Below are 26,562 nucleotides of genomic sequence, written 5' to 3'. Positions count from 1 at the left end.
CCGCCGTAACATGTCCGCCGGCCCTCACCACTCCCAGCACCCGCATTTGAATGGAAGGCCCCTTTTCGCCGACGAAAAGAACCCGCCGTTTGAGGCGTGCCTGGCAGCACCGAGGAGTAAGCAGGCCTCTGGAGAGTGGTACAGGAGCCTAGGCGGGAGCCTTCAGAGAATTGAGACGCTTGCGCAGAAATGCCAACACCATGATCTCGTCGGAAGTGAGCTTGGCGTGCTGGCGCTTGAACTTCTGCGCGATCTTGGCTTCAATCATCTTCACGAGGGCACCGGACATGTAGGCGTTCAAGACTTCCGGGTGCACGTAGCACTTGCGGCAGATCGGCGGTGTGTTGCCGAGCTGCTTCGAGACGCTCTCGATTGCCGCGGCTACGTTGCGCTTCGCCTCGGCCTGGCTATCGTACTTTTTGAACTCCGCAAGCGCCAGCGCCGCCAAGGCCGTCCCTGCCCAAGTGCGGAAATCCTTGGCGCTGAAGTCCTCTCGCGTGATGTCCTTGATATAGGCGTTGACGTCGCCTGAATCGACGGTACGGGGCTGTCCGTCGTCATCGAGGTACTTGAAGAGCTCATGTCCAGGGATCTCGGCGCAGCGCTTCACGATCGCGGCTATCCGCTTGTCCTCGACGCGAAGCTTCCATTGTTTGCCCGACTTGCCCGTGAAGTCGAAACGAAGGACGCCGCGCCCGACCGCGACGTGCTTGCGGCGCATGGTGGTGAGCCCGTAGGACTTGTTTTTCTCGGCATACTCCGCATTGCCGACCCGGATCAATGTCTTTTCCAGAAGACTAACGATCGTGGCCAGCACCTTCTCGCGGGGCAGTCCGTCCCGCTTCATGTCGGCGGCGACCCGCTCCCGCAGCGCGGGCAGCGCGGCAGCGAACAGGATGATATTCTCATACTTGTTCTGGTCTCGCAGCTCGCGCCACTTCGGATGGTAGCGATACTGCTTCCGACCCCGCACATCGAGCCCGGTCGCCTGGATGTGGCCGTTCGACGACGGGCAGATCCACACGGATTCGTAGGCCGGCGGGATGCCGATTGATTTGATGCGTCGGATGACGGCGGCATCGGTGATGCGCTTGCCGTCCTTGTCGTAGTAGCTGAAAGTGGTTCCATTCCGCTTGCGCGTGTAACCCGGCGCGGAGTCGCTGACGTACCGGAGGCCTTCTTCCGCGATGGTAGCCGCCACTTCGACGGTGCGGTCCAGAACCTGTTCGTCGTTGCCGGTCTGTCGGAGCATGGGCCTGTCCCTCGGAAGCACCCTGGGATCGAGGCTCCACTCCCTAAAGGGATGAAGACCCCGGTTAGTTCCGTTCTGAGAACGGTGGAAGCAATCCGTCTCAGGTGAAGGCCGGGCCTGTTGCTTTTCGACAAGGCGCTGCGAGTTATTCGGCGGCGTAACTTAGCTTCAGACAATCGCCACAAAGTTCACCGACACGCTCCCCACAGTCAGTCTCCACGAAAGCTTCCATGTCCCGATATTCCCTCGATGTGCTGCGTCAGCGCTATGTCGTCGAGAAAAGACCGCTCGAGGTCAGTGTCGAGCAGATCTTGCGGGCCGACACCCGAGCGGGAGCCCGAGCCATCCTGGCTTCGATCGACAAACGGCGCTTCGAAAACAGGTCCGAAGGGCAGCGCCTCCGCAAGATGCTCAGTTTCGAAACCTCTCTCTGGGAGAGCGGCCTTCATGCCGTGGCGGGCGTGGACGAGGCTGGAATGAGCCCGCTCGCCGGGCCGGTCTCCGCTGGCGCTGTGATCCTGAAACCCGGCACGCGGATAGTCGGGATCGACGACTCGAAGAAATTCGACGCCGCGGCTCGCGAAGAACTCGCGAAGGAGATCAAGGCAAAGGCAGAGAGTTGGTGTGTGGCGTTCGTAGAGGTCGAGGAGATCGACACGATCAACATCTATTGGGCGGGCATCCAAGCCATGCAGCGTGCGGTCAAGGGACTAGGATTGACGCCGCAGCATCTGCTGATCGACGCGAAGCGATTGAAGGAAATCGACCTCCCTCAGCAGGCCATCGTCAAGGGCGACGCCAAGTCCGCCAGCATCGCTGCTGCGTCAATCCTGGCGAAAGTCGAACGCGACACGGTCATGCGGACTCTCGACATTCGTCACCCCGGCTACGGCTTCGCGGATCATAAGGGCTACCCCGTGCCGGCTCATTACGAAGCTCTTGCCAGGCTTGGTGCATGCGCAGTTCACCGCCGGTCGTTCGGACCCATCCGCAAGGCTCTCGGGTTGCCGCCCCTGCCGCCGTGGCCTTCGGCAACCGAGCGCGAAGCAGGCTAAATCCGAGACTTTCCGCCTCCGCTGCCCTTATTTTCGCGACCAACTCTTTTCGCGAGCGACGTCCCTGGCCTTCTTGTCGGACCGCAGGCCGAGATAGACCGGCTGACGCAGCTCCCCCTTGCTGGTCCACTCGGCGAACTTCACTTCCGCGACCAACGAAGGACGGACCCAGGTGGTGACTTGCTCATCCTTCACCTTGGCGGGGAACGGGGACTTGCCTGTCTTGAGCTTCACGAGCTTGCCGTGAAGCTCTTCGAGAACCTGGTGACTGAAGCCGGTGCCGACGTGGCCGATGTACCGCCATGCGTCGCCTTCGCGTACCGCCAGCACGAGGGCGCCGAAGAATGGCCGGGTTCGCCGCGGCGCCGTGAAGCCGGCGATCACGACCTCCTGCCGCTGCGCCGTTTTCACCTTCAGCCAATCGGCGGTCCGGCGTCCAGACGCGTACGGGCTATCGGCGCGCTTGGCCATGATTCCTTCGAGATGCCTCCGCTCGGCTTCTGCAAAAAACTTCGTTCCCTTGCCTTTGCGGTGGTTGCTGAACGCGAGCAGCTTGTGGCGCGGCAGGATCGCCTTTAGCCGCTTCTTGCGCTCGAGGAGTGGCAGCGCGCGCAGGTCCTCGCCCCCCGCGAACATGAGGTCGAACGCGCAGTACAAGAGCTTGGCCTCGTGGCGCAAGGCGTTCTGGAGCAACTGGAAATGGGATGCGCCGTCCTTGCCGATCGCGACGAGCTCGCCATCGATCACGGCGTCCGCCTTCACGCCCTCGAGCGCCTTCGCGACCTCCACGTAGGAGTGGCTGATGATCTTTCCATTGCGGCTGTAGAGCGCGACCCGACCACGCCGGATTTCCGCGACCATGCGGAAACCATCGAATTTGTCCTCGAGACCCAATCGGGATCGTCGAACGGCGCATCCGTCAACGTGGCCAGCATGGGCTGCAGGCGATATGGCAGGGCCGATTTGCGAGCCATGGTTGGGACTTTCTACAAGGCCGGCAGAGGCCGAAACGAGGAGGACGGAAGGCGAATCCGCGCAGTATCACCAGCCGCGACCATCCCGCCGGCCCGTACCACGCCCAACACCCCGGATTTGAATGGAGGGCCCGTTTCCGCCGACGAGAGCACCTGTTGCTTAAGGCCGGCCCGGAAGCGGTCGATGAGGACACAGGGCGTCCGGAGACCGGTCAGCTCGACGACGGCCATGGGACCTAATTCGATGAGGGTGCCGAGCGGCATCCGCTCGAGGGCCAAGCCGGCGGTGCTGATGTTCTCGCCGAGGTCGCCGGCGCCGACCTCGAAGCCGGCCTTAAGTAGCGTCGCGAAGAGTTCGGACGGGATCAGGTGAACCTGCCGGAGATTGGGCAGGCGTGGCCGGCGGCGGGCAAGGTAATGGTGCCGGACGAATGGGCCGGCGTGGGCGTCGCCTTGGACGCCGTGGCCTTCCTCCAGCACGATCCGATCCTGAGGGGGCTTGCTGAAGTGGTGACCGCGATCGGCGGCAACTGCGACCACTGTGCCCTCCAAGGAGAGCGGGTGCGGCTTCGGCATCAGGCGGCCCGGGCGAATGAGCGCCGCTTCTGGCGGAGGTAGCGCGTGATTTCCGGAAGAGGCATCGCGTTGAGGACGCGGTCGGCGGGGACACCGCCCTTGCGCGCCATCTGGACGCCCCAGTGCATGTGGTCGAGCTCGGGGATCGAGTGCGCGTCCGGATTGATGCTCAGCATGCAGCCGAACTCCAGCGCCGCCTGGTGCCAGCGCCAATCCAGGTCGAGGCGCCATGGATGGGCGTTGATCTCGACGACGACGTCGTGCCTCGCGCAAGCGCGCAGCACCTTTTCGACATCGATTTCGTAGCCTGGCCGCCGCTTGAGCTGGCGCCCGGTCATATGGCCGATGATGGTGGTGTGAGGATCGGAGACGGCGCGCAGCAGCCGCTGCGTCTGCGCCTTGCGGTCGAGTTTGAAGCGGCCATGGATGCTTGCGACCACGAAGTCGAAGCGCTGCAGCACGTCGTCCGCATAGTCCAGCGAGCCGTCGGCCAGAATGTCTGACTCGATGCCTTTGAGGATCCGGAAATCCTTGCCGAAGCGCTTGTTCAACCGGTCGGCGTCCCGGTGCTGCTGCCTGATCTCTTCCTCCGAGAGACCGCCCGCGTAGTGCGCGGACTTGGAGTGGTCGGCGACGCCGAAATATTCAAAACCGCGCTGGCGCGTGGCCTTGGCCATCGTCTCCAGGGTCTCCGTGCCGTCGGAGGCATCGGTGTGGCAATGAAGGATTCCGCGCAAGTCCTTGTCGGTGACGAGCTTCGGCAGCTTGCCCTTCTGAGCCAGTTCGACCTCTCCGCGCCCCTCCCGCAGTTCAGGATCGATGAACGGCAGGTCGAGGGCGCTATAGATCTGGGCCTCGTCGCCGCCGATCAGGGTGCGACCCTTGTGCAACCCGTCGCTCTCCAGTCGCATTCCTTTCTCGCTGGCTATCGCCCGGAGCTGCTCGATGTGAGCGGCAGAGCCGGTGGCGAAGAGAAGGGCGACGCCGAAGTGTTTGCGATCGGACAGGCGGATCTGCAATCCGTCCGTCGCGGAGGCCTTCGACGTCTTGTCGGCCTTGGAAGCCTCCGCAACAATCGTGAGGTCGCCCACTAATTCGCAGCCGCGGCGGAAGTCGCCTGCGATCGTCACCCGCTTGAGCTCCGGCCGGGCCTTCCGAAGCGAATCCTTGGCGTGCGAGAGCAGGGCGGCCGCACGGTGCAGATGGAGGCGACCTTCTCCGCTTTTCGCGATGGCCAGGTTCTGCAGAATTTTGGTCTGCAGCGCCGCGCCGAGGCCTTTGGCCTTCTTGATGCGGTCGTCCTTGGCGGCAGCCTCCAACTCGGCGAGCGAAGTGATGCCGAGATCCTTGTATAGACGCAGCACCTTCTCGGGGCGGAGGCCGGGCACCGACAGCATCTCGAGCACACCCTCGGGAAACTCCTTGCGCAGCTTTTCAAGGCTCGGATGAGTGCCGCACTTGTAAAGCTTGGTAATGATGTCGGCGATCGCCTCGCCGACACCGGGGATTTCGGTCAGTCGGTCTTCGGCGATGAGCACGTCCAGAGGGACGGCAAGGGCTGCCAAGCTGTCAGCGGCCCGAGAATAGGCTTTTGCCCGGTAGGGGTTGCCGCCACGCAAGGCGGTGCGCTGCGCGTATTCGCGCAACAGCATCGCGATCTCTTGCCTGTCAGCCTTGGGCATCGTGTCTCCGGCATCACACCATCTCCCAACAGGGCATCGGCGGTCCCGGTTCCGGAGGGCTAATCGCGGCCAGGAACAGGAAGGTTTCGAGCCAGTTGCCCAAGAAGTGAGCCCGAAGGCGCTTTGCATGATCGAGACCGAGACCCTGTTGGAAAAATGCCCCCGCTGCGGAGGTTGGCCGATGGCCGCATGCGTGCAGCGGACGTCGTCACCTCAGCCGGAGGTGCGGTTCAGGTGTCGGAGCTGTCAGGCCGACGAGGCTGGACGGTTGCGCCGCTCGCCGTTGCAGCGCGCTTCAGCTCGCGATCTCAACGCAGCTTGACCGAGGGTTGCTCGTTTTGAAAACTTAGTTTGGCGCCAAGACTGCGCGGACAAGATTCGTGCAGTCCGAGCTCCTCACCGGCGACTGACCGACGCGCGGGAAGCCTCGACAGGTCCCGTTTTCTAAATCTGCGCCGAGTACAGCCGTTTCGAGAACCGGGCAAATTGGAACTTCACGATCCAGGGCTTGTTGTGAGACCCATAGGCGGCCCCGGCGAAGCGGGTCGTTTTTTTCGCTCGCCGAGACGAAGCGCTAAACTCAGGAGAAGACAATGGGCCGTGGAATGCCATCAATGACAGCCCTGTTGGGCATGCTCGCGATCGCCGGATACCAAAACCACGACAAGTTGGCGGATATGTACCGCAACGCGACTTCGGGCCAACAGGCGACAGGTAAGACAGATTCACTCGGCGGCATGCTTGGAAGTTTAGGCGGTCTCTTAGGAGGGGGTGGGATAGGCTCTCTGCTCAATGGAGGAGTTGGAGAACTGCTCGAGCACTTCAAGCAGAATGGGCAGGGCGAAACGGCCCAATCCTGGATCAATCATGGGCCGAACCGGGAAGTGACCGCGCCCGAACTCAAGCAGGCCATCGGACCGGATGTTCTGCAGAGCCTTGAGCAGCAAACTGACCTTCCGCAGCAGGAAATTCTCGAGAGGTTGTCTCGCGAGCTACCGAACGCAATCGATAAGTACACGCCTGATGGCCGTATTCCCGCAGCCGGATAGCCAACACACCAGGAGGTGAGACCATGAGCATCATTTGGACGATCATCATAGGCTTCATCGCCGGCATAATTGCCAAGTTTATTATGCCCGGCGACAACGAACCGTCGGGATTCATCTTGACGACGATCTTGGGAATCGTGGGTGCCTTTGTGGCGACTTATTTGGGCCAGGCTCTCGGCTGGTATCGCCCCGGTGAAGGCGCAGGTCTGGCCGGTGCCGTGGTTGGGGCTATTATTGTTCTCTTCATATACGGCCTGCTGGCCGGCAGAGGGCGTCGAACCATTTAGAACCTCCACGAGCTCGCCACGCAGCGATCCGCGGCGCTGAGTTCTGTCTCTGAGAAGATGTCCTGTCTACGCTCGCCGGACTAGGTCGGCTGCCCTCCCTGCGGGCTCGGTGCCTTCAACTGCGCTGCGCGGGGCCGACGGTATCGGCGACCCGTGCACCTCTCGCCCCTATTGGCTTCGAGGGTCCGGTCGTGGTGTCGCGAGTAGTCTGATGCTCCATTTCTGCATTGATCTCAGCGCCGAGCAGTATGACGATGGCAGAAATCCAGAGCCACGTCATGAAGCCGATGACCGCGCCGAGTGACCCATACGTCTCATTGAATTTGCCGAAGTTCGTGGCATACCAGGAGAATGCGCCGGAGACGCCGATCCAAAGCAATGCCGCAATGGCACTGCCCCAAGTGATCCAGCGCCAGCGCGCAGTCTCGCGACTAGGTCCATAGCGATAGTTTACCGCGAGGGCGAGGCTCAGGATCAAAAACATCGCGGGCCATCTTCCGATGCGTAGCAGCAGATCGCCTGTGCTGGACAAGCCGACATAGCTGAGCATAACGGGCACCACGACGATCGATCCCAGAGCCGCGATGACAAACACGATTCCACCGAGCGTGAAGCCCAGGGAAATTGCATTAAGCTTGAAGAAGCTGCGCTTCTCATCCTCGCCGTGGACGATGTTCAAAGTGTCAAACAGCGACTTCATGGCCGCGTTCGCGCTCCAAAGCGAAGTGCCAAGGCCTATTGCGAATGTGATGCCCAAAGTTTGTGAGCCTTTGGAGGACACTGTTGTGAGTTGCTCGCGTGCGACGTCGATCGCTCCGCCCGGCAGAAATCCTCCCATCTGATCCAGGTGCCTGGTTATGGTGGTCGGATCCGAAAAGAGGCCGTACACCGCGACTCGGGCCGCAATCGCGGGAAAGATGGCAAGGATGCTGTAGTAGGTCATCCCCGCCGCGAGTGCCAGAATGCGGTGCTTGGAGATGTTCGCGTAGACCCGGAGGAGGATGTCCTTCCAGCCCCGCGGCGGTATCTCTGAAGGTGTGGTCGCCTGACGGCCCCTCCCTTCCTCATGCGCATCTTCTCTGACGTCAGCCGACGGAACGATCGAAGGACTCTCCGCAGCTTCGCGCGGTGGGAACAGTCGATCAGCGATGAGCGCAACGCCGATCAAGGCCAATGTCGAAGCTAGTGAGCTGCCTGCCGGTTCCGACTTTGGAGGCTGGTGGTCTTCTTTTCCCTTGGAGATCATCTCGTCCCCAAGCCGTGGAGAGATTTGACAACGGGCGTAGATTTCCGAACGTTCCTAGGCACGTGCCTTGAAGCAGCAGATCATGGACGGCCTATGTGCGCGGTGGCCGCCGGGACGGCCGTGGCCGTTCCAATCCTCCATTGGCGCAGCGTGGGGGCTGGGACAAACCACCAGCCGTGAGCGAGGTTCGCTGTGGGTATTCTCGCGGGAGACCTGCAATGTGTGCGAGCGTCGAGGGGAGGCACTTAACGAGACTGCGGGCGCGCGCTCTGCCTCGGCGGATCAGAGCGGCTTTGAACAGTTGGACGGTCACCGCTCGACTGTCGATAGATCTTTACTGCGCGCCGATCGTGCGGAATTGACCTGCTCCTAGGCGAGCCGGAGATTCCTCCTAGGCGAGCCGGAGATTCGGCATCGGCCAGCAAGCGCAGCCCCGATACGACGGGATTGGGCCAGAGGCAGACGCTGCGCTAATGGCCAGAGAACGTCGGCCTCGACCAGAGCGGCACGACGAGCCGAGTGATTTTGACTAGGTGCCGCACGATCTCTGCCTTCTCGATATTGATACCGAGCAACTGGAGGCCGGCCGTCCCCCCAGACGCCCAATCTCGCCGCCGACCCCACCGCATTCGAAGCAGCCCAGTCATAAGGAGCGGGACGGACTTCTATTTCGTTGCGTTTTCGCGGCAGGACGCATTAGCCGGCTTCCTGAACTAATCCGGCTCTTCAGCGGCCTACATTGTGGACATTGGAACAAAAGAGACCTGGCTGATCTTACTTCAGTCAGGAGACCTGCTCATGCTGTGTTCAAGACCGCCACGGCCTATTCGCACGACGCTCGATCTTGCCAACGCGGAGCAGGTAAAGTCAGTTCGAAAGCGGCTTCGCATTACCCGTGCCGATTTAGTCAGGATCGTCGACAAGACCGGCAACTCCTTATCGGCCATCGAAAAGGAAGTTGAGTTCGAAAATTTAACGGCGGCTCAGTCGTACAACGCAAAAAACGGGCCTGAGATCTTCAAGTAAATCGTTCGACCGAACTACAGATAATTGTGATGAACGGCCTGATTTACCTCGTAGGACTGTGTAATCGCAGCCATTCTCTCGTTTTTCGGCTTGCGATGAACGCTTTGCTTCCCACTCGGTGCGGCCGCCGATCCGATTAAGCAATTCGCATTTCGAGTGCCACTAATGATCGATCCGCACCAAGTGAATACCATCATCTGCACGACCATTTGCGCGTTTTTTGCACAACACCCAGACGCGGAAATAGGAATTGAAGAAGCCAAGCTGCTCGCGAAGCAGATCGCTGAGGCACTCAAGGAGGCGGGACTACAGATTGCTGCCGCCGATCCGACGAGCGCGCCTGGCTAGTGTTGCGGCTACTGTTGAGGACCAATCGACCGGTATCCACCGGAGCGTGAGGCTTACGCTTGGCGCTCCAGCCAGTTCGGTCCTCAAAGTCATCTGCGACACCGCTTGCAGGCTGAGGCGCCTCGTATTCCTACCCTGGCCCGCACCGGCTGGTGAGAGGTGCTCCGGACAAGAAGGCAGAGCACTAGCGTCGCGGAGACTAAGTCACTTCTCACCGCACGTGTGTCGATGCCTGCGCGGCACAAGCGCAACAGGGCCAGAGGCCCGGCGCCGGTCTTCCGCTCGTGGACCGATATCCACTCTCCTCTGTGCGGTGGACCGCGTCCGGTTCGTCGCGGCGGCGAGCACCTGCTGAGAGCTGAATTGCAGTCTGGTGTTGTGTGCGCAGAACAGATCGCGCTCTCGCCCGTGCCAGTGCGCTCTTTGACCGGCAAGCACCGCCTAACCCAATTTGGAACGAATCAAAAAAAGGTGAGTTCGATTACCAAGAAATCCGAAAAGCCGAGAGAGGATGATGCGATGGCGCGATCCGTGGAGGAATTGAGACGTGAGTCCGAGCGCAGTCGCGCTGAGCTGGCCACTACGGTCGATCGGCTTAAGGAGCAAGTCTCGGAGATGGCCGAGGACATCCGCCACAAGGTGTCGCCGCAGCACATCAAGTCCGAAGTGTCCGACTACGTCAGCCATACCACCAAGAGCTGGGTCGACGGACTGAAGCAGCAGATCATGGACAACCCTATGCGCGCGGTGGCCGCCGGGACCGCCATGGCCGTTCCACTCCTGCGAATGGCACGCGGCATCCCGCTTCCTCTTTTGATGATCGGTGCCGGCTTGGCGCTCACCTCGAAGACTGTGCGAGACCGCGCCGCCGAGGTTTCCGGCCCTGCGATGGACAAGGCGGGCGAGGTTTTCGAGGACATGGCCGGCCGAGCGCGCGCCATGCAAGGCGATCTCAGGGATCAACTCTCTTCTGCCCGGGATCAGGCCGCCAGCATGGCCGATACCGCGCAAGATTCGACTGCCGGTCTCGCGGCGGATTTGCGCGCACGGGCCACCCAGGCTGCCGATACCATTGGCGAGAAGTTCAAGAGCGGGGTGGATGCGGCGAAGGACAGTGCTTCCGCAGCGAAGGACGCCGCCGGCAGAGCGCCTGAGCAAGCTCGCGCGATTATCAGCGACAATGCCGCGCTGATCGCCGGTCTTGGCGTTGCGATCGGGGCCCTCATCGCAGCCGCTCTTCCGGAAACCAAGGTTGAAGCCAAGGCAATGGGCCAGGCGAGCGACGACGTGAAGCGGGCCGCCGCCGAGGCCGCTCAGTCCGGATTTGACGTAGCAAAAGATGCCGCAATGTCGGCAGCGGACTCGGCGACAAACACAGTTGCTGAGGCCGGTCTCGGTGAGCATGCCAGCCGCATGACTCAGAACCTCGCTGACTCCCTCAAAACAGCCGCGGACGACGTCGTCGGCGCCGCTTTCAATCCCTCCCGCAATTCCAATACCTGAAGGATCTCATCATGAGCGATCTAGACCTGAGCAGAGGCGCGAATTCCAATCAAAATCGGGACGCTGGTTCTCCCAAGAACCTGAAGGATCAAATGACGGAAGCTGGAGCGACTGTGAAGCAGCGCGCCAGCGACGCTTTTCAGACCACTGCTGACGTCGCACAGGACAAGTTCAAAGAAGCGGGGGATGCGGCCAAGGACCTCGCTTCTGGGACCTTGGACCAGATTCGCGGCCAGGCACGCGAGCAGCAGCGGTCTGGAGCCGAGTTCATTGAGCGACTTGCCGGCAATGTTCGGGAAGCGGCTCGCGCCTTCGAGAGCGATGTGCCTTTTGCCGCCCGCGGCATCAACTCCGCCGCGGACTATGTTGAAGATACCGCCGAGAAGATCCGCAACGGCAGCTTCCGCGATCTCCTCGATGGCGCAACCGATTTCGCGAAGCGTCAGCCAGCCGCTTTCCTTGGCGTCTCGGTGCTCGCCGGTTTCGCCGCCGTCCGCTTCTTGAAGGCCTCTGGCGGTGACTCGCCGTCGTCGCGACGTGAAACGAACAGTGGAAAGTCCTCCACGCAGGGAGAGGCATGGCGCGGAACCACGTCTTCTACCGGAAGCGGACAAGCGTCCATGCAGGGCTCCTCGGGGTCCGGCAACAATCCGCAGCGAACGGCATCCTTCAAAGGCAGCAGCGTGTCATGACCATTCAGCACGATATCAAGACGAGCCAGAACGATCTTCGGACCATCTCCACGCTGATCGCCGACGCCATGGGCCAGTTCGCCAAGCTGTTCCAGAACGAGATCGACCTGGGCAAGGCTGAACTCAACGACAGAGTGGAGAAGGTAATGGGAGCAGCAGGCCTCCTTGCCGGTGGCGCCCTTCTGGTGATCCCCGCCATTGTGATGGCGCTGTTCGCATTGTCGGCTGCGTTGATCTCCGCGGGATGGTCGCAGCCGCTTTCCTACCTGACCTCTGCGATTGTCGCTGGCGGCATTGCGGGCGTGCTGTTTGCGGTCGGCATCAATCGGCTGGACGCCCGTAATCTTGCGCCGCGGGAGACCATCCGGCAGCTGGAAAAGGACAAGGAAACTGTGAAGGGAATGGTCCGATGAGCAGTACGCAAACTGGGTTTTTCGACAATCTGGTCGCAGCGGCCAAGGAAAATCCCCTTGCCGCAGTCCTTATTGGAGGCGGCGCGCTGTGGCTTATGGCTGGTGAGGACAGGATCAAGGGCGCGGCTCGGTCGACGGCGGCTGCCGCGTCCGGCGTGGTCGATGGCGGGGTGAGCACGATGCGGACTGCGGCATCCGCGCTCCAGCGCACAGCGGCGCCTCCCACCGCGCCCGAAATGGATCACGAAGGGTCCCTCGATGCCGGCGACAGCTTGCGGTCAGCCAGGAGCTCCGCATCTGACGTTTTGTCAGGAACCGCCGACAAGATGAAGGCTCAGTTCGAGGACGGCGTAGAGATGGTGCGGGACGGCTTCGCCAAAGTGGGCGACCAGCTTCCGGGCGGCGAAGCCGTCACAAAAGCAAAGTCGTCCTTGGCCGATGTGCTCGAAAAGCAGCCGCTCGTACTTGGCGTCGTGGGCCTGGCCATCGGCGCGGCAGTCGCGGGGGCGTTTCGAACAACCGACATCGAGAATGAATACGTCGGACAGACCAGCGACGATGTGAAGGCCGACCTGAATACCCGTGTTGGTGCCGTCTCGCAGGCGTTGCGCGAAAGCTCCGACTCGCTGTTAGCCGAGGTCTCCGATACAGGCGCCGAGGCTCTGGATCGGATCAGGCAAACCGGTATGGATGCAGTCCAGGCAGCCCAAGAAAGGGCCAAGTCGTCCTGATGTGCTTTAGAACTCGAGGAAGCCGCCCCAACATCAGCGGCGACTTCCGAATTATTCCACGTTAATCGCCTATTGCATCAAGGCGCCCCACCTCGCACACCCTTGGATGCGCTCAGCGCTCCTCCTAGCAGTGTAGCGAAGCAGGAGGCAGCTTCTGCTTTGGCGCGTCAGCAGACGAGTTGGACTACAGGCAGGTAGCGGACTCAACCTCACTTGCCGCGTTGGGATGCCGACGACCCTGCTGAGGAAATCATTGACGTGAGACGGCGAGTGTAAGTACCATCGTTCTGCCCAATGTACCCTTCGTTGCGCAAGCTCAGCATCCCATTTGGGGCAAGTAGGTTTAGGCGACGCTGCACGCGCTACGGGAGGAACGGCTCCCGTCAACGCGACGGCCGCTTAGGGTCACCGCCGATCAGCTCAAGCAGGGTGACTTCCGCTTTGGCTTGCGGAGCCGAATTTATGAGCCCAGACCCTTAGCTGACGCTATCCGATAAACTGTCATCGTCGCTTCGCGTCCAAGTGCACCTGATCGACACATCTTTGCACCCGTCCCGGATAGTCTCGCTCAATCCAGGGCTCATCGGCGAAGCGATCCTGCTCGGTCTTCGACAACCGAAGGCAGATCCACCTGGCTTGTGCCGAACGCTTCGTGCTCGAACTTGCCTCTAGAAGGAGCGCGAATGCGCGCTCCTCGCCGCTGGCGTGGCCCAGGATGTAGGGCAGACCGTCTGGCACTTGCCGTCACGGCCTACGTGAACGGCGGGCGTTCGAGAAGCGCCTCGCGGAGCGCAGTGAAGACTTCGCTGTGGCCTTCGCTCAGTATCTGGAACGGCTGCTTGCGACCGCGGCGGGGTCGGTCGCGGCGAAGCCCGGGTTGAACGTCGCTGCTCGGGTGATACCCAGGCGCTCCATCAGCGCAAAACTCGTTCGGTCGATCAAGGAAAAGCTCTCGTCCGGGAAGCGCGCTCCTATCTCCGAAGCCGCATCCAGATCGGCGCGGAGGATGGGTTCGATCCGAACTCCGCTGTCGCGCAGCCGCTCCCAGAAGAATTCCGCCAGGCTGCGGCCAAATTGGGCTTTCAAAAGCTGGCACGTCTCGACGAGCACCAAGTCCGTCGTGAGGTATTGGTCGATGCTCTGAAGAATCGACTTGGCGCGCTCATTCCGAGCATCCCGCTTTGGCGGCCGCAGCGAACCAGACGGAGATGTCAACGAACGCACTCATGCGCGTCACTCCTGAACCGGGTACTGCCAAATGTCGCGCTTTGGCTCGTTGCCCTCAAGCCATTCTTGCGCTCGCTCTTTCGAGGCAAAGAGCTTGATCCAGTCGGGCTCACCGATGGCTCTGGACGCCGGGTCGGGCGAGCAGAGCCACACCGATCCCTCGACTGGACAGCCTTCCACTTCGTATTCCCAGGCAACGCCTTCGGGATCGTTGTCCTGCAGCCAGGCGTCGGCGGCATCGCCAGATGCAAACACCTTTACCCAGCCGGGATCGCCCATCGTGCGCCACTCGCCGTTCTCGTAGTCATCAAGGTAGAGCCATACGGTCCTGCCCTCGCGGCGAGCCGTGTCATGGCTGCGAACCGCCTCGTTCACCCTCTGCCGGTCCGAACGATCGGGTTCGGGCAGCGACGACACCGCAGCATGCAGTTCGGCGGGAATGCTTCGCCGGTCGCCGGGAGGCTTGTTGCGCCATTCCACCCATTGATCGAATGCATCCGACATTTGGCTCACCTCCTCGGTTTGGCGCGGAACGGACTGTCGATGGTGAAGGCATCCGGGGCGATCCCGCTCTCGATGCGCTTCCAGGTCACGGGCGCTGCGATGGGAAATCCCTCTCGGGCTCGCGGGGAATAGGTGCCGATCGCGGTGGTGCCGCGGCCATTGCGCAGATAATCGAGGAAGATGCGATCGCGACGCTTTGCCTGAGCAGACAGGAGGTAGCGGTCTGGATGGCGCGCTGCGAGGGCGGAGACCAACTGATGCGCGACCCGATGCGCTTTGTCGTGCAGCACCGGCTGATCCAGTGGCGCCATCAGATGAATTCCTTTGCCGCCGGTGAGCTTGGGCCAAGTTTCAAAACCTTCTCGTTTCATCAGCGTGCGCAGATCGAGCGCGGTCTCCACGACCGCGTCCCAATCGACACCCGCTCCGGGATCGAGATCGATCACGATGCGGTCGGCATGTTCGAAGTCCTCGACGGTCGCATTCCACGGGTGAAGCTCGACCGCGCCGATCTCGACGAGGCCAAGGAAGCCATCCAGGCTGTCGACCCACAGGCGCGTTCCCTGGCCGCCCTCGCGCTTCTGAATACGGAGCTGGTGCACGGCGGCCGGAATGTCCTTCGGCAGCGGCCCCTTGTGATAGAAGGTCGTGCCGTGCACGTGACGCACGAGCTTTAGCGGACGATGCCCCAGGTGCGGCAGCGCCTTCTTCCAGACCCTGGTCCAATAGTCTGCGAGTTGCTCCTTCGATGGAGCAACGGCTTCGGGCAGGAGCTGCAGGATGTTCTCTCGGGGGACGCCCAGCTTTAGCCGGCCGGCGACGGACGGCACCAGCCGCGGTGCCTTGATCTTACGCACCGCAAGATCGTCGCGAAAGCCCTTGAACACAGCTTCGCGGAGCAGGCCATCATCTGTCAGCGCGCCATATTGCACCTCGATTGTAAGGGTCGGCTCGACCCAGGTCGCCTTCGGCTTTTTGACGGCCATATCGAGCGGAGAACTCTTGCGGATCAACGGATCGAGCCGCCCGCGTAATTCGCGCGCGGTCGTCTCGGTGTAGCCGGTACGCACCTTTCCGGCGTAGAGCAGCTTGCTGTTCTGGCGCCGGCCGACGTAGAGCGAGGCGACCTTGCGCGGGCGCGCCCCAAGCTTCTCCACGAATGCGACGATCGGGAAGGTCTCGCTCTTCTTGCACTTGAGCTTGATCCAGCTCTCCTGCCGACCCGAGCGGTACGGCTGGCTCAGCCGTTTGGCGACCAGACCTTCGAGGCCGAGCTTGCACCCTTTCTCGAAGACCTCGTTGCCGTCCGCCGCAAGCGCCTCGACATAGATGAATGTTTCCGGTGCGTCCTTCAGAAGCCGCTCCAGCAGGCGCTTGCGATCCTCATACGCGACGCCACGCAAGTCATAGCCGTCGAGGTACAGGAGATCGAACGCGTGGTAGCGCAGACGCTCGCTGCGCTTGGGGCCGAGCTCCCGCCTGAGCTGCTGGAAGTCCGGCAGGCCGCCACTGCCGTACACCACGGCCTCGCCGTCGATGATCGCACTGTTTGCCTTGAGCTTGTCTGCGCTCGCCGCGATCGAGGAGAATTGTTCGGTCCAGTCCAGGCCGGTGCGCGAATAGACCTTGGGGTCACCATCTCGCAAGTGCAGCTGCGCGCGGTATCCGTCGGCCTTGATCTCGTAGACCCAGTCTTCGCCGCGCGGCGGCTTCTCGCGCAAGGTGGGATCACACGGCTCGATGTAACCAGGAACAGCAGCTTTGACAGCGCCATGGACGCGCGATACCCCCAAACGAGACTGACGCAACGCCACAGCACACATGCCGATTCAACGCGGGCGCGCTGATTCGTTCCGTCCAGCCCGCCACCGCGGGCGCGAAGTTAATTCCAGTCTAGGAGGTCACGCCGAGGCGCTCCATGAGGCAGACGACGTGACGATGGCTAGGAACGCTGCGCCCTTTCGATCGCTGCCTTTGCTTCTGCCAAGGTGCAGCCGTTCGCAGCACGGTAAAGTGAAACTGCGCGGACCTTCTCGCCAGCTTTGAGCGCATCCTCTATTGCTGTCGAACCACCCAGCGGCTCATAGCTCAGACCGCCATGTTTCAGTAGCAAATCGAGCTTTGCTTCAACTCTTTCCAGCGAGACCAGTCGCCGCTGCAGGCCTGTTATTTTCAGGCGAGAATAGAACGCCAGCGCCACGAGCATCGCGAGCACAAGGGCGGTAGATGTGGCAATCGTTTCCATGAAGCACTCAATTTAGCGTCGGGCGATCATCCCTCCGCATACGATTCCAGATAGCCGCAGACCGAGCACCGATAGGTCGTCACGGTAAGCGCCTTCCTGCCGAACATGAACGACTCGCGGTACGTGGCAGGCGGCACTCCCGCAAACCAGAGCAACTGCCCACGCCCCAGGCTGGGAATGAAGCCCTGCTCCATGGTCCTCTCGCATTTCGGGCAAGCTTTTTGCTCTGTCATTTCGGGATCGTAGACGGACCGCCGAACGTTACAAGCCCTCGCGGGAGCGCCCGTTCGGTCCGGGAGCTGGAGCAGATTCGGTCCCTGCCTCGTCTGCTGCCGGGCGGGTGGCACTCCAGCGGCGCCTTGTCCCTCCGGCGCAAAGGGCAGGAACGTCTCCAGTTTCGTGCGGTTGCCACGCGGGTGCGGAGAGCTCGACCATGCTTGAAACGGATACCTTGCTGGTAAAATGCCCGAACTGCGGGGCATGGCCTATGGCCGCAAACCTTCCCAAAAGCATCCCACGGGAGGTGGAGGTCGAGTTCAGATGCTCCCGGTGCACTCACCATGAGGTGGGACGTTTCCTACGCGCGAGGGCAGTGAAAGGGGACGAGCCTCACCGAGTGGCGTAGGCCGCGGGGACTGGATGGCTCAGCCTGAATTTCTCGCGGAACGGCGATGCTCGCCCCGACTTGATGATCGGTGCGATTTTATTTCGGAGGAGAACGATCATGAAAACATCGTCGCCACTGCCTGCCTGCTCGCAATTGCGTTGGCCTCGCCAGTGCAGGCCAAAGGATGCATCAAGGGCGCGATCGTGGGTGGTGTTGCCGGCCACATGGCGGGCCATGGGAAGCTCGGGGCGGTAGCCGGCTGCGCAATTGGACATCATGAGGCCAACAAGCAGAATGCCAATAACCCGAGCAACTCGAACGCCCAGGCGCCGTCCGGGCAGAAGTAGCTGTGCAGGGCGCTGCGGCAGCGCGCCCTACTCGTCGCGAGCGAGCAAATCGACACAGATGCTCGGACCTGCCTTAGGCCAATCTGGACGGATTATTGCCCGTTCGATTGATCGGTATGACCGAGCGAGTTCTTTACGAAAGCAGCAATGGTGACGTGTGGGCGCTGCGCGTAGCGGCGGGCGGCCCTGAGCGCCAGCAATTGCTGAAGCTGATCGATACCCTGCTGGACGGCCGAGAGAAGGCGCTCAGGCCGACCATTTGTCTTCCTCACGGCGCGCTTCGTCGTCGTTGATGCGCTCGGCCAGGTCGGCAGCGGTTTCATGATCCTCCGTAGTGGCGATGGGCTCGCCATCTTGTTTCTTGATCTTTTGTCCTTCGGCGGTCACCGGAAAATCATCGGGTGCTAATCGCTTCTTGGAAGTGGACATGTGTCTTCCTCCTGTAGCAACGATGATAGCACGCCGCCCAACGAGCCCTCAGTTGGTTTCAGACGGTTAGACCTGACGACCGGACGAAGGGTTCCGTCATACCTTGGGAAATCGCGAAACGGCAGCGGCTCCGGTCCGAAAGCAAGGCGGCGGGAGATGTTTGCCTGCCGCCTTGAAATTCTTCCGTGAATGTCCATTTAGCATCCAACCGCCATCCATTTGGATGGTTAAAATGGATGTACCCGTTGACCGACAATGTACGCGAACTGCGACCCCGGACCCCGGATACGGAGAAGATCACGATCAACCTGGGCTATGTGGACCTCGGCCAGGTCGATCTCATGGTGCAGGAAGGGTTTTATTCGAACCGCACCGATTTCATCCGGACGGCGATCCGCAACCAGCTCGAGCGGCACGCGGAGGTGGTCAAGCAATCGACGGTCCGTAAAAGTCTGGACCTGGGGCTGCGTAACTATGCCCGCGTCGATCTCGAGAGGGCGCGGCGCGACGGCGAGATGCTGCACATCAACGTCCTCGGCTTGGCGACCATCGACCAGGACGTCACGCCTGAGCTGGCACGCGCCACAATTGCCTCGGTCTCGGTGCTCGGAGCCCTTCATGCCAGCCCCGCAGTCAAGGCCGCTCTCGCCGACCGAACGAGGTGAACCGATGCTGAATCCAGACATGGTCCGCGAAGCGACCCGCCTCACACGTGCCGGCCAACTGGTCGAAGCCACTGCACTGCTGCAGCGAATGCTGCGCGGCGATGGCGGCCCCGCAGCGACAAGGGGAAATGCTGTGCCTGTCGAGCGTGCGAGACTCGAGCCGCCGACACTCGAACTGAAGGCCAATGTCGTCGAGGAGAGGGAGAGCGGGCCGTCCACGCAAGCCAGGCCTGCCAAACGACACAAAGGCCCCGCGCCCTTCGGCGGCATTAAAGATCTTTCCGGTTTCAGCCTGCCAGGTCCGGTCGGGCGCGCTCCACTGTCCAAGGTGGATATTGCACCGGACGGCACAAGGTTCGTCGCTGCCACCTTCAGCAACGCGGCGGGAAGCCGGATGTACAAGCTGTTCATTCCGAGCCGCGCGGAAGGAGGAGCACGTCCCCTCATCGTCATGCTTCACGGCTGCACCCAGTCTCCAGACGATTTCGCCGCCGGCACCCGGATGAATTTTCTGGCGGAGGAGCGGGAATGCTTCGTTGTCTATCCGGAGCAGCCACGCGGAGCCAACCATGCGAAATGCTGGAACTGGTTTCGCACGGGGGACCAGCGGCGGGATGGCGGCGAGCCTTCGCTGATCGCTGGCATCACCCGCCAGATCATGCGGGAGCATCCTATCGATCGCAAGCGCGTCTACGTCGCAGGCCTGTCGGCTGGCGGGGCCGCCGCGGCCATCATGGGCGCGACGTACGCCGACCTATACGCCGCCGTCGGCATCCACTCCGGCCTGGCCTGCGGGGCTGCCAGCGACCTTCCGTCCGCACTGGCCGCTATGCGGCAGGGCAGCGCTGGACCGATCGGGACGGCTGGCGCGTCGGTGCCGACCATCGTCTTCCATGGCGATCGCGACACCACGGTGCATCCCAGCAATGCTGACCGGATTCTCCGTTGGCCGGGCGAAGATGCGAGCGTGAGGACGAAGATTCTTCGCGGGCGAGTACCTGAGGGACACGCGTATACCCGCACGATCTTCACCGACGAAGGTGGCTTGGGCACGTCCGAGCACTGGAGCGTCCACGGGGCCGCCCACGCCTGGTCAGGAGGCAGTCCTGCCGGGTCCTACACGGATCCGCGCGGGCCGGACGCGACCAGGGAGATGCTGCGTTTCTTCCTCGAGCATTAGCTGGCAAGCTTCACGCGGAGATAGGGTTGCGACGGAGCGGCCCGCTGTCGAAGGCCTGGTCAGGCCCCGCTCGGTCCGGAGAAGATGGAAGCGGGCGGCGGGGTGCCCGGGACCGGCAGCCGCCGTCAATTGCTCCAGATCGCCCAAGGGCCTCCCTTGGCGTCGTACCGCTTGGCGAGACCCAGCAGACGACGTCGGGTGAACGGATTGGGCCTTTTCGGCGATGACACGGACCCGCTGCGCGAGGCTTCCATAAAACTCCTGCCCCATCACGCCCCCGAAGCAATCACTGCCCCGAGTTGAGTAACCCGCGGTCTTGGAGTCAAGAAGCGTCGGCAAGCCCATGCAACTCTCCGCAACCGTCTTGAGATTGCGGTGGCGGCGGACGTAGACTGCCATAGCGGGGGAAAACCAGATGCCAGTGTCCGATCCGGTCCGGAAGGCGTGCCCGGCTTGCGGCAGGCCGATGAAGGCTGTGCGCGATGAAATCGGCGACCGGAAGCTGCGGTACGTCTGCACCAGTTGCGCCGATGACCCGCTGCAGGACCCAACGGCCCGCAAGTGGGCGGATAGCCCGCTGCGCCCGCCGGTAAAATAGGAATTTCCCCGCGACCCCGGTGCTCTGGTTACGATACATCGATCGCACCACAGCCGGGATTTGCTCCCCATGCGAATACTGACCGCTGCTGTTTTCGTCGCCTGCCTGTTCCCTCGCCGGCCTCCGCAGCGACGTGCTCAGAAGCGATCGCGCATTGCAAACAGGACGAATCCAGGCGTCCAGACGCGGTCTCGCAGTGTGCGCAGACATCCGTTCGCCGAAGCGCTCCTTTAGCGGAAGAAGCTCAGTGTCACAGCTTGATAGGCGCCCCTCACACCTCTTGAAATCGCCTCAGCGCTTCGGCCTTTTTCGACAGAAAAGCCTATCGATTGCCGTTGTCCGTGAACTAATCCGCGCTGATGATAGTTTAGCCCATTGCGCTTGCCTCGGCTCATACTAGGGAGTGGACGACGGATGACCTACGTGACAGACCGATCGAGCCCCATGGACGAGACGATCACCATCGCGGACCTCGTTCGCGATCCCTATCCAATCTACAAGCGCTTGAGGCGCCAAGCGCCCGTGTTGCGGGTCAAGTCAGTAGGCCGCACGTTTCTCACCAAGGCCGCTGACACTAAGTACGTCAAAGACAATCCAACCTTGTTCAGCTCCAATGACCCGAACACGCCCATGAAGCGAGCCTTTCTTGCGCATACGCTAATGCGGAAGGACCACGAGGAGCACCGGAGCGAACGCATGGCTATGATGCCCGCCTTGATGCCGAAGACAATTGAATCCGTCTGGGCGGCGCTATATGCGGACCTCGCGGAAGGGTATCTCGACCGTTTGCCGCGCGGCGAGGTTGTTGATCTGTTTCCAGCGCTCGCGGGGCCCCTTGCTGCACGGATGCTGGCGCATGCAATGGGCGTTCCGGATGCGAGCGATGAGGACATGCAGCGGTGGTCGCAGATGCTGATTGACGGTGCCGGCAATTTCGGCTGGACGCCCGGCCCTTTCCAAGCAACCGACATCGCCAACGCGGAGATGGATAGATGCATCCGGGCTAATGCCGAGCGGGTGCGAGCCGAGCCGGACTCCTCCGCCCTTTCCTTCATGGTGAATGCAAAGAATCCGATTCCGGAAAGCCAGATGATCGCCAACGTGAAAATCGCAATTGGCGGCGGTATCAATGAGCCGCGGGACGCCCTGCTGACAGTGCTTTACGGCCTTTTGACCAGCCCTGATCAGCTTGAGGCCGTGCGCGCAGAGGGCAAATGGCGCGCAGCCTTCGAGGAAGGAATCCGATGGGTGGCGCCGATCCAGGCCAGTTCACGGCTTGTAATGGAGGACACGGAAATTCGCGACTACTTCATCCCGAAGGGCGAAACCGTTATGACAATCCAGGCCTCCGCCAACCGGGACGAGGAGGTCTTCCAAGACGGTGAAAACTATAACGCCCTTCGCGAACCCAACCCTCATCAGGCGTTTGGGAATGGCCCGCATCATTGCGCGGGCGCGCACCTTTCGCGGCGAACTGTGGGGGACGTCCTCCTACCGCTGCTGTTCGAGCGTTTCCCTAAAATGACCTTGCCTGATCCAGTGAGTGTGCGTTGGCACGGATTCGGATTCCGCGGCCCGCTCAATCTGCCGGTTCTGCTGCAGTAGCCTCTTAGCCGCATGCAGCGCATTCGAAACAGATAAAGCCGACAAAGCTCTTGGTGGGACACTTCGCCGGTTTTGTCAGAAGAGAGATAGAAGGCTCCCGGGCAAGCTCCCGAGCTAAGTCTCGGGACCGCTAGGTACCAATTGGAGCCCGCGCAGCTCGAAGCTCGAGATCAGCGGACTCCAATTACGCCGCCCGAAATAGCTGAACGTTCGGCATACGTAGTAATCGATCCAGGAAAATCGCGGTCTCCTGAAGCGCGACGGCAGCGCCGGGGCAAGGGCTGGGGCCATCACCAAAGCTCATGACGCTGTCTGGAGCTTTACTCGCTTATAGATCGCCGCCCCCCGGATTTTGAGCGGAAACGTCTCAGGAGTCCGGGTCCGGCGAGTAGAGCCAGACCGATCCTTCGGCTGGACCGCCATCCACTTCGTATTCCCAAGCAACGCCTTCAGGGTCGTTTTCCTTGAACCACCTGTCGGCCGTATCGGCAGACGCAAACACCTTTATCCATCCGGGCTCGCCTATCGTGCGCGTTCTGCCGTCCTGATAGTCGTCCAGGTAGAGCCATACGGTTCTTCCCTCGCGGCGAGCCTCGTCATGGTCGCGGACAGCCTCGTTCACCCTCTGCCGGTCGGAGCGATCGGCGTCAGGCAAAGACATCACGGCGGCGTAGAGTTCGGCAGGAATGCTCCGCTTGTCGCCGGTAGGTTTGTGACGCCATTCCATCCATCGATCGAATGCATCCGACATATGGTTCACCTCCTCGACTGGGCGCGGAATGGACTCTCGATGGTGAAGGCGTCTGGCGCGATCCCGCTCTCGATGCGCTTCCAGGTCACGGGCGCGGCGATCGGAAATCCCTGCCGGGCACGCGGGGAGTAGGTGCCGATGGCCGTGGTACCGCGGCCATTGCGCAGATAATCGAGGAAGATGCGATCACGACGCTTTGCCTGCGCAGACAGGAGATAGCGGTCTGGATGGCGCGCTGCGAGGGCGGACACCAACTGATGCGCCACCCGATGCGCCTTGTCGTGCAGCACCGGTTGATCCAGGGGGGCCACTAGATGAATTCCTTTGCCACCGGTGAGCTTGGGCCAGGTCTCGAAGCCCTCCCGCTTCATCAGCGTGCGCAGCTCGAGCGCGGTCTCCACGACGGCATCCCAGTCGACGCCCTCTCCGGGATCGAGATCGATCACGATGCGGTTGGCATGTTCGAAGTCCTCGACGGTCGCATTCCACGGGTGCAGCTCGACTACCCCGATCTCGACAAGGCCCAGAAAGCCTTCCAGGCTGTCGACCCACAGGCGCGTGCCTTCGCCGCCCTCGCGCTTCTGAATCCTGAGCTGGTGCACGGCGGCCGGAATGTCGTTCGGCAGCGGCCCCTTGTGATAGAAGGTGGTGCCGTGCACGTGACGCACCAGCTTGAGCGGACGAAGGCCAAGGTGAGGCAACGCCTTCTTCCAGACCCGGGTCCAATAGTCGGCGAGTTCTTCTTTCGACGGTACAACGGCTTCGGGCAGAAGCTGCAGGATGTTCTCTCGGGGGATGCCCAGCTTCGGCCGGCCGGCCACGGACGGCACCAGCCGCGGCGCCTTGACCTTTCGGACCACAAGATCATCGCGAAAGCCCTTGAACACGGCTTCGCGGAGCAGGCCATCATCGGTCAGCGCGCCATACTGGACCTCGATTTCAAGGCTAGGCTCGACCCAGGTCGCCTTGGGCTTTTTGACGGTCACATCGAGCGGAGAAGTCTTGCGGATGACCGGATCCAGCCGCTCGCGTAATTCGCGCGCGGTCGTCTCGGTGTAGCCGCTACGCACCTTGCCGGCGTAGACCAGCTTGCCGTTCTCGCGCCGGCCGACGTAGAGCGACGCCACTTTCCGGGGACGCGCTCCTAGCTTCTCCACGAACGCGACAATCGGAAAGGTCTCGCTTTTCTTGCACTTGAGCTTGATCCAACTTTCCTGCCGCCCCGAGCGGTAGGGCTCGCCGAGCCGTTTGCCGATCAGGCCTTCTAGCCCCAGCTGGCACCCTTTTTCGAAGATTACGTTGCCGTCGCCCGCAAGCGCCTCGACGTACATGAACGTCTCGGGTGCGTTCTTCAGAAGCCGCTGCAGCAGCAGCTTGCGATCTTCGTACACGACCCTGCGCAGGTCGTAGCCGTCGAGGTACAGGAGATCGAAGGCGTGGTACCGCACACGCGCGCTGCGCTTTCGGCCGAGTTCTCTTCTGAGCTGTTGGAAATCCGGCAGGCCGCCGCTGCCGTAAACCACCGCTTCGCCGTCGATGATCGCGCTGTGTGCCTTGAGCAGCTCGGCACTCGCTGCGATCGAGAAGAACTGTTCGGTCCAGTCTAGGCCCGTGCGCGAATAAACTTTAATATCACCAGCTTCGAGGTGTAGTTGCGCGCGGTAACCGTCGGCCTTGATCTCGTAGACCCAGTCTCCGCCGCGAGGCGGCTTCTCCCGCAACTTGGGATCACACGGCTCGATGTAACCAGGGATAGCAACTTTGATGGCGCCGTGGACACGCGATACCTCCGAACGAGACTGACGCAACGCCACGGCACACATGCCGATTCAACGCGGTCGCGCTGATTCGTTCCGTGTCTCGTCCAGGACCCGTTCGGAACGCGGGTTGTCTCCGCGCGTTGGCGAGTTGTGGGCGCGGGTAGGAGCGGTGCGATGATAGAATCGGAGACCCTGCTGGAGAAGTGTCCCCAATGTGGTGCATGGCCTATGGCGGCAAACATCCAAAGGTCTGCCTTCGCGCTACGCGAAATCCAGTTCAGGTGTCCGAAGTGCCAGGCGGAGGAGGCCGGCCGGCTCCGCCGACCAACGCCCCCGCTGCGCGCTGCCTGACACAGCGCGGCCAAAGAACCGGAGGAGCTATGACGGCGACTTTCGAGGTGCCGGCTTCTCGCGGGCGAGACCGAGCTGACCAGGTTCGATCCCAATGGTTCCCACGAAGAACACGACTAGCTCGCGCGCTTCCAATCCATCGTAACAGGCGTCTGGAACGTAATTGACGTTCCGGCTTTTTGCTCCGTGATAGTCGGAGGAAAGTGCGATGAAATCGATGAGCGCTCTCGCATTGGCACTTGTCGTCTCGACAGCGATGGCCTCGGCGCAGCCGGTGCGATGGACCAAGTACACCATTCCCCAGACCGGCACCTCGATGGATTTCCCATCTTCGATCTTCACGGAAGAAGCTGGCCGCCCCGACGGCTACGGGCAACGGTTCCGAACCGCCGACGGGCGCGCCGACATCACGATCCAGACCGCGCCCAACGTCGAGAACGATTCACCCGCGGCCTTTCTCGCCAAAAAGCATCCGCCTTCACGCATTCAGTACAAGCGAGTGACACCACGGTTCTTTGCGGTCTCGAGCTACAGGGGCGACAAGGTTTGGTACAACCGCTGCAACTTCTCGGGGCGGCTGATCCATTGCGTGTTGATCGACTATCCTGCAGAGGAAGAACACGCTTGGGACAACATTGTCACTCGAATGAGTCTGTCGCTAAGCGGAAGATAGTTGCTTGCGGGACTCCGCGCAGCACTTCTCCGCCCGTCCCTTCACAGGGTGCTCAAGTCTCTCAGCACGTCGCCGAACTTGCGGATCACGGTTGCGTCTCCGAATTCGCCTGTAGCCGGATCCCCGCTGCGGCTGAAGGCCACCGCGCCGACAATGCCAGGCTTTCGCGAAAGCGCCTCGGCTTTCGCCACCGCGGCATTGGGAGCCGCAACAGCTTGCTGATATGTTCGGCTGGCGCGAGATGGCCGAGAAAGTGAGCGCCGCCTTTAACGCGCTGCCGCCGCAAGAACGCGCCAATGCCGTCTTCTTTGGAAGAAACTACGGTGAGGCCGCAGCGATCGACGTCTATGGCCCCGCCTTCAATGGTCCGCCGGCGATAAGCGGCCACAACAATTATTATCTTTGGGGACCGCGCGGCTTCGACGGGTCGGTCGTGTTGATCGTCGGGGCGATCCGGCGCGATATGCGGATGCCTATCTTGGCGTCGAGACGGTTGGCGCGCTCGACGACCCGTTCGCCTTAAGCTACGAGACCCGAATTCCCATTTATCTCTTGCGCGGCCGGCGCTCGCCGTTTGCCGCGCATTGGGCGAGCCTCAAACATTTCGAATAAAGATCACGCGGGCGGCGCAAACTCGTCGCTGCGCCTGTGCCTCAACGCGCCGCAACCAACGCCGACCGGCGATTCGCCGGTATCGATATGGACGCTCGATCCGGCTGCAGAAATCAATCAGGGCGTGGCCAGTTTTCGCTTGCTTTCCGTTGCGAAAATTTCGGTGGGCATGCC

General features: G+C 61.7%; 27 protein-coding genes and 1 pseudogene. 15 read left to right on the top strand and 13 right to left on the bottom strand.

The annotated features are described in order from the left end of the window. Positions 1-148: 148 nt before the first annotated feature. Positions 149-1,252: a DNA topoisomerase IB gene (locus IVB40_RS09675; protein WP_247818728.1), complete on the bottom strand. Its 1,104-nt coding sequence runs from the start codon at positions 1,250-1,252 to the stop codon at positions 149-151. Positions 1,253-1,482: 230 nt separating this feature from the next. On the opposite strand from IVB40_RS09675, the gene IVB40_RS09670 reads away from it, so the two are divergent. Beyond that, positions 1,483-2,307: a ribonuclease HII gene (locus IVB40_RS09670; RefSeq protein ID WP_247818727.1), complete on the top strand. Its 825-nt coding sequence runs from the start codon at positions 1,483-1,485 to the stop codon at positions 2,305-2,307. Between the two features lie 27 nt (positions 2,308-2,334). On the opposite strand, the pseudogene ligD (IVB40_RS09665) reads toward IVB40_RS09670, so the two are convergent. From ligD (IVB40_RS09665) to IVB40_RS09655, 3 genes and pseudogenes are all read right to left on the bottom strand, one after another. Continuing rightward, positions 2,335-3,281 (bottom strand): annotated as a pseudogene (gene ligD, locus IVB40_RS09665) (non-homologous end-joining DNA ligase). Positions 3,282-3,293: 12 nt separating this feature from the next. Then, entirely contained in the window at positions 3,294-3,857 is a 564-nt protein-coding gene (locus IVB40_RS09660; protein ID WP_247818726.1) for an MOSC domain-containing protein, read from the bottom strand. Then, a complete protein-coding gene (locus IVB40_RS09655) occupies positions 3,857-5,539 on the bottom strand; it encodes a DNA polymerase/3'-5' exonuclease PolX (protein WP_247818725.1) in 1,683 nt (560 codons plus the stop codon). Before IVB40_RS09655 ends, IVB40_RS09660 begins: the two co-directional genes overlap by 1 nt. A 593-nt stretch (positions 5,540-6,132) precedes the next feature. On the opposite strand from IVB40_RS09655, the gene IVB40_RS09650 reads away from it, so the two are divergent. After that, the gene (locus tag IVB40_RS09650) at positions 6,133-6,588 is read left to right on the top strand and encodes a YidB family protein (protein WP_247818724.1); all 456 of its coding nucleotides are present in this window, start codon (positions 6,133-6,135) and stop codon (positions 6,586-6,588) included. A gap of 23 nt (positions 6,589-6,611) precedes the next feature. Then, positions 6,612-6,875, top strand: coding sequence for a GlsB/YeaQ/YmgE family stress response membrane protein (locus tag IVB40_RS09645; protein WP_247818723.1), 264 nt, complete (start codon positions 6,612-6,614; stop codon positions 6,873-6,875). A 115-nt stretch (positions 6,876-6,990) separates the two neighbouring features. Here IVB40_RS09645 and IVB40_RS09640 read toward each other — a convergent pair whose 3' ends face one another. Next, entirely contained in the window at positions 6,991-8,121 is a 1,131-nt protein-coding gene (locus IVB40_RS09640; RefSeq protein ID WP_247818722.1) for a YihY/virulence factor BrkB family protein, read from the bottom strand. Positions 8,122-8,919: 798 nt separating this feature from the next. Here IVB40_RS09640 and IVB40_RS09635 point away from each other — a divergent pair. The 6 genes from IVB40_RS09635 (at position 8,920) to IVB40_RS09610 (ending at position 12,834) form a co-directional block, all read left to right on the top strand. Further along, positions 8,920-9,147, top strand: coding sequence for a DUF3606 domain-containing protein (locus IVB40_RS09635; protein WP_247818721.1), 228 nt, complete (start codon positions 8,920-8,922; stop codon positions 9,145-9,147). Between the two features lie 165 nt (positions 9,148-9,312). Then, the gene (locus IVB40_RS09630; RefSeq protein WP_247818720.1) at positions 9,313-9,495 is read left to right on the top strand and encodes a hypothetical protein; all 183 of its coding nucleotides are present in this window, start codon (positions 9,313-9,315) and stop codon (positions 9,493-9,495) included. A gap of 363 nt (positions 9,496-9,858) precedes the next feature. After that, positions 9,859-10,998: a DUF3618 domain-containing protein gene (locus IVB40_RS09625; RefSeq protein WP_346283286.1), complete on the top strand. Its 1,140-nt coding sequence runs from the start codon at positions 9,859-9,861 to the stop codon at positions 10,996-10,998. Positions 10,999-11,009: 11 nt separating this feature from the next. Continuing rightward, positions 11,010-11,690, top strand: coding sequence for a hypothetical protein (locus tag IVB40_RS09620; RefSeq protein WP_247818719.1), 681 nt, complete (start codon positions 11,010-11,012; stop codon positions 11,688-11,690). Further along, entirely contained in the window at positions 11,687-12,103 is a 417-nt protein-coding gene (locus IVB40_RS09615; RefSeq protein ID WP_247818718.1) for a phage holin family protein, read from the top strand. The genes IVB40_RS09620 and IVB40_RS09615 overlap by 4 nt, the downstream gene beginning before the upstream one ends. Beyond that, positions 12,100-12,834, top strand: a complete 735-nt coding sequence (locus tag IVB40_RS09610; protein ID WP_247818717.1) for a hypothetical protein — start codon at positions 12,100-12,102, stop codon at positions 12,832-12,834. Before IVB40_RS09615 ends, IVB40_RS09610 begins: the two co-directional genes overlap by 4 nt. A gap of 819 nt (positions 12,835-13,653) precedes the next feature. Here IVB40_RS09610 and IVB40_RS09605 read toward each other — a convergent pair. From IVB40_RS09605 to IVB40_RS09585, 5 genes are all read right to left on the bottom strand, one after another. Continuing rightward, positions 13,654-14,058 carry a PIN domain-containing protein gene (locus IVB40_RS09605; RefSeq protein ID WP_247818716.1) on the bottom strand — a complete coding sequence of 135 codons (405 nt, stop codon included), beginning with the start codon at positions 14,056-14,058 and terminating at the stop codon, positions 13,654-13,656. Between the two features lie 9 nt (positions 14,059-14,067). Then, positions 14,068-14,565, bottom strand: a complete 498-nt coding sequence (locus tag IVB40_RS09600; RefSeq protein WP_247818715.1) for a hypothetical protein — start codon at positions 14,563-14,565, stop codon at positions 14,068-14,070. A gap of 5 nt (positions 14,566-14,570) precedes the next feature. Further along, a complete protein-coding gene (gene ligD, locus IVB40_RS09595; protein ID WP_247818714.1) occupies positions 14,571-16,388 on the bottom strand; it encodes a DNA ligase D in 1,818 nt (605 codons plus the stop codon). A 119-nt stretch (positions 16,389-16,507) separates the two neighbouring features. After that, complete coding sequence (locus tag IVB40_RS09590) at positions 16,508-16,810, bottom strand: hypothetical protein (protein ID WP_247431419.1); 303 nt, start codon at positions 16,808-16,810, stop codon at positions 16,508-16,510. Positions 16,811-16,836: 26 nt separating this feature from the next. After that, on the bottom strand, positions 16,837-17,004 hold the full coding sequence (locus IVB40_RS09585; protein ID WP_247818713.1) for a hypothetical protein: 168 nt from the start codon (positions 17,002-17,004) through the stop codon (positions 16,837-16,839). Between the two features lie 538 nt (positions 17,005-17,542). Here IVB40_RS09585 and IVB40_RS09580 point away from each other — a divergent pair. Beyond that, positions 17,543-17,764 (top strand): hypothetical protein, encoded by a 222-nt coding sequence (locus tag IVB40_RS09580; protein ID WP_247819517.1) that lies wholly within the window; start codon positions 17,543-17,545, stop codon positions 17,762-17,764. Positions 17,765-18,010: 246 nt separating this feature from the next. On the opposite strand, the gene IVB40_RS09575 is transcribed toward IVB40_RS09580, so the two are convergent. Next, entirely contained in the window at positions 18,011-18,193 is a 183-nt protein-coding gene (locus IVB40_RS09575) for a hypothetical protein (RefSeq protein ID WP_027568297.1), read from the bottom strand. Between the two features lie 236 nt (positions 18,194-18,429). Between IVB40_RS09575 and IVB40_RS09570 the strand changes: the two genes are divergently transcribed. From IVB40_RS09570 to IVB40_RS09550, 3 genes are all read left to right on the top strand, one after another. Beyond that, complete coding sequence (locus IVB40_RS09570; protein WP_247398624.1) at positions 18,430-18,858, top strand: CopG family transcriptional regulator; 429 nt, start codon at positions 18,430-18,432, stop codon at positions 18,856-18,858. A gap of 4 nt (positions 18,859-18,862) precedes the next feature. Further along, positions 18,863-20,038, top strand: coding sequence for a PHB depolymerase family esterase (locus IVB40_RS09565; protein ID WP_247818711.1), 1,176 nt, complete (start codon positions 18,863-18,865; stop codon positions 20,036-20,038). Between the two features lie 1,012 nt (positions 20,039-21,050). Further along, a complete protein-coding gene (locus IVB40_RS09550) occupies positions 21,051-22,241 on the top strand; it encodes a cytochrome P450 (RefSeq protein ID WP_247818710.1) in 1,191 nt (396 codons plus the stop codon). Between the two features lie 367 nt (positions 22,242-22,608). On the opposite strand, the gene IVB40_RS09545 is transcribed toward IVB40_RS09550, so the two are convergent. Together IVB40_RS09545 and ligD (IVB40_RS09540) are read right to left on the bottom strand one after the other, a co-directional pair. Continuing rightward, positions 22,609-22,992, bottom strand: a complete 384-nt coding sequence (locus IVB40_RS09545; RefSeq protein WP_247818709.1) for a hypothetical protein — start codon at positions 22,990-22,992, stop codon at positions 22,609-22,611. Positions 22,993-22,997: 5 nt separating this feature from the next. Continuing rightward, complete coding sequence (gene ligD, locus IVB40_RS09540) at positions 22,998-24,815, bottom strand: DNA ligase D (RefSeq protein WP_247818708.1); 1,818 nt, start codon at positions 24,813-24,815, stop codon at positions 22,998-23,000. Positions 24,816-25,311: 496 nt separating this feature from the next. Here ligD (IVB40_RS09540) and IVB40_RS09535 point away from each other — a divergent pair, with 496 nt between their 5' ends. Both IVB40_RS09535 and IVB40_RS09530 read left to right on the top strand, forming a co-directional pair. After that, positions 25,312-25,776, top strand: a complete 465-nt coding sequence (locus tag IVB40_RS09535; protein ID WP_247818707.1) for a hypothetical protein — start codon at positions 25,312-25,314, stop codon at positions 25,774-25,776. Positions 25,777-25,999: 223 nt separating this feature from the next. Continuing rightward, positions 26,000-26,299: a hypothetical protein gene (locus IVB40_RS09530; protein ID WP_247818706.1), complete on the top strand. Its 300-nt coding sequence runs from the start codon at positions 26,000-26,002 to the stop codon at positions 26,297-26,299. Positions 26,300-26,562: the final 263 nt, after the last annotated feature.

This window comes from Bradyrhizobium sp. 40 (genome assembly GCF_023100925.1).
In the GTDB taxonomy this organism is placed as follows: Bacteria; Pseudomonadota; Alphaproteobacteria; order Rhizobiales; family Xanthobacteraceae; genus Bradyrhizobium.
This window is presented reverse-complemented; position numbering and strand designations above follow the sequence as displayed.

Coding starts and splice junctions, on each gene's coding strand:
- IVB40_RS09615 (WP_247818718.1), top strand. CDS start 11,687: ATGACCATTCAGCACGATATCAAGACGAGCCAGAACGATCTTCGGACC.
- IVB40_RS09565 (WP_247818711.1), top strand. CDS start 18,863: ATGCTGAATCCAGACATGGTCCGCGAAGCGACCCGCCTCACACGTGCC.
- IVB40_RS09535 (WP_247818707.1), top strand. CDS start 25,312: ATGAAATCGATGAGCGCTCTCGCATTGGCACTTGTCGTCTCGACAGCG.
- IVB40_RS09645 (WP_247818723.1), top strand. CDS start 6,612: ATGAGCATCATTTGGACGATCATCATAGGCTTCATCGCCGGCATAATT.
- IVB40_RS09650 (WP_247818724.1), top strand. CDS start 6,133: ATGGGCCGTGGAATGCCATCAATGACAGCCCTGTTGGGCATGCTCGCG.
- IVB40_RS09530 (WP_247818706.1), top strand. CDS start 26,000: ATGTTCGGCTGGCGCGAGATGGCCGAGAAAGTGAGCGCCGCCTTTAAC.
- IVB40_RS09670 (WP_247818727.1), top strand. CDS start 1,483: ATGTCCCGATATTCCCTCGATGTGCTGCGTCAGCGCTATGTCGTCGAG.
- ligD (WP_247818714.1), bottom strand. CDS start 16,388: ATGTGTGCTGTGGCGTTGCGTCAGTCTCGTTTGGGGGTATCGCGCGTC.
- IVB40_RS09590 (WP_247431419.1), bottom strand. CDS start 16,810: ATGGAAACGATTGCCACATCTACCGCCCTTGTGCTCGCGATGCTCGTG.
- IVB40_RS09600 (WP_247818715.1), bottom strand. CDS start 14,565: ATGTCGGATGCATTCGATCAATGGGTGGAATGGCGCAACAAGCCTCCC.
- IVB40_RS09675 (WP_247818728.1), bottom strand. CDS start 1,252: ATGCTCCGACAGACCGGCAACGACGAACAGGTTCTGGACCGCACCGTC.
- IVB40_RS09610 (WP_247818717.1), top strand. CDS start 12,100: ATGAGCAGTACGCAAACTGGGTTTTTCGACAATCTGGTCGCAGCGGCC.
- IVB40_RS09630 (WP_247818720.1), top strand. CDS start 9,313: ATGATCGATCCGCACCAAGTGAATACCATCATCTGCACGACCATTTGC.
- IVB40_RS09640 (WP_247818722.1), bottom strand. CDS start 8,121: ATGATCTCCAAGGGAAAAGAAGACCACCAGCCTCCAAAGTCGGAACCG.
- IVB40_RS09545 (WP_247818709.1), bottom strand. CDS start 22,992: ATGTCGGATGCATTCGATCGATGGATGGAATGGCGTCACAAACCTACC.
- ligD (WP_247818708.1), bottom strand. CDS start 24,815: ATGTGTGCCGTGGCGTTGCGTCAGTCTCGTTCGGAGGTATCGCGTGTC.
- IVB40_RS09660 (WP_247818726.1), bottom strand. CDS start 3,857: ATGCCGAAGCCGCACCCGCTCTCCTTGGAGGGCACAGTGGTCGCAGTT.
- IVB40_RS09620 (WP_247818719.1), top strand. CDS start 11,010: ATGAGCGATCTAGACCTGAGCAGAGGCGCGAATTCCAATCAAAATCGG.
- IVB40_RS09655 (WP_247818725.1), bottom strand. CDS start 5,539: ATGCCCAAGGCTGACAGGCAAGAGATCGCGATGCTGTTGCGCGAATAC.
- IVB40_RS09575 (WP_027568297.1), bottom strand. CDS start 18,193: ATGTCCACTTCCAAGAAGCGATTAGCACCCGATGATTTTCCGGTGACC.
- IVB40_RS09550 (WP_247818710.1), top strand. CDS start 21,051: ATGACCTACGTGACAGACCGATCGAGCCCCATGGACGAGACGATCACC.
- IVB40_RS09570 (WP_247398624.1), top strand. CDS start 18,430: ATGTACCCGTTGACCGACAATGTACGCGAACTGCGACCCCGGACCCCG.
- IVB40_RS09585 (WP_247818713.1), bottom strand. CDS start 17,004: ATGGAGCAGGGCTTCATTCCCAGCCTGGGGCGTGGGCAGTTGCTCTGG.
- IVB40_RS09635 (WP_247818721.1), top strand. CDS start 8,920: ATGCTGTGTTCAAGACCGCCACGGCCTATTCGCACGACGCTCGATCTT.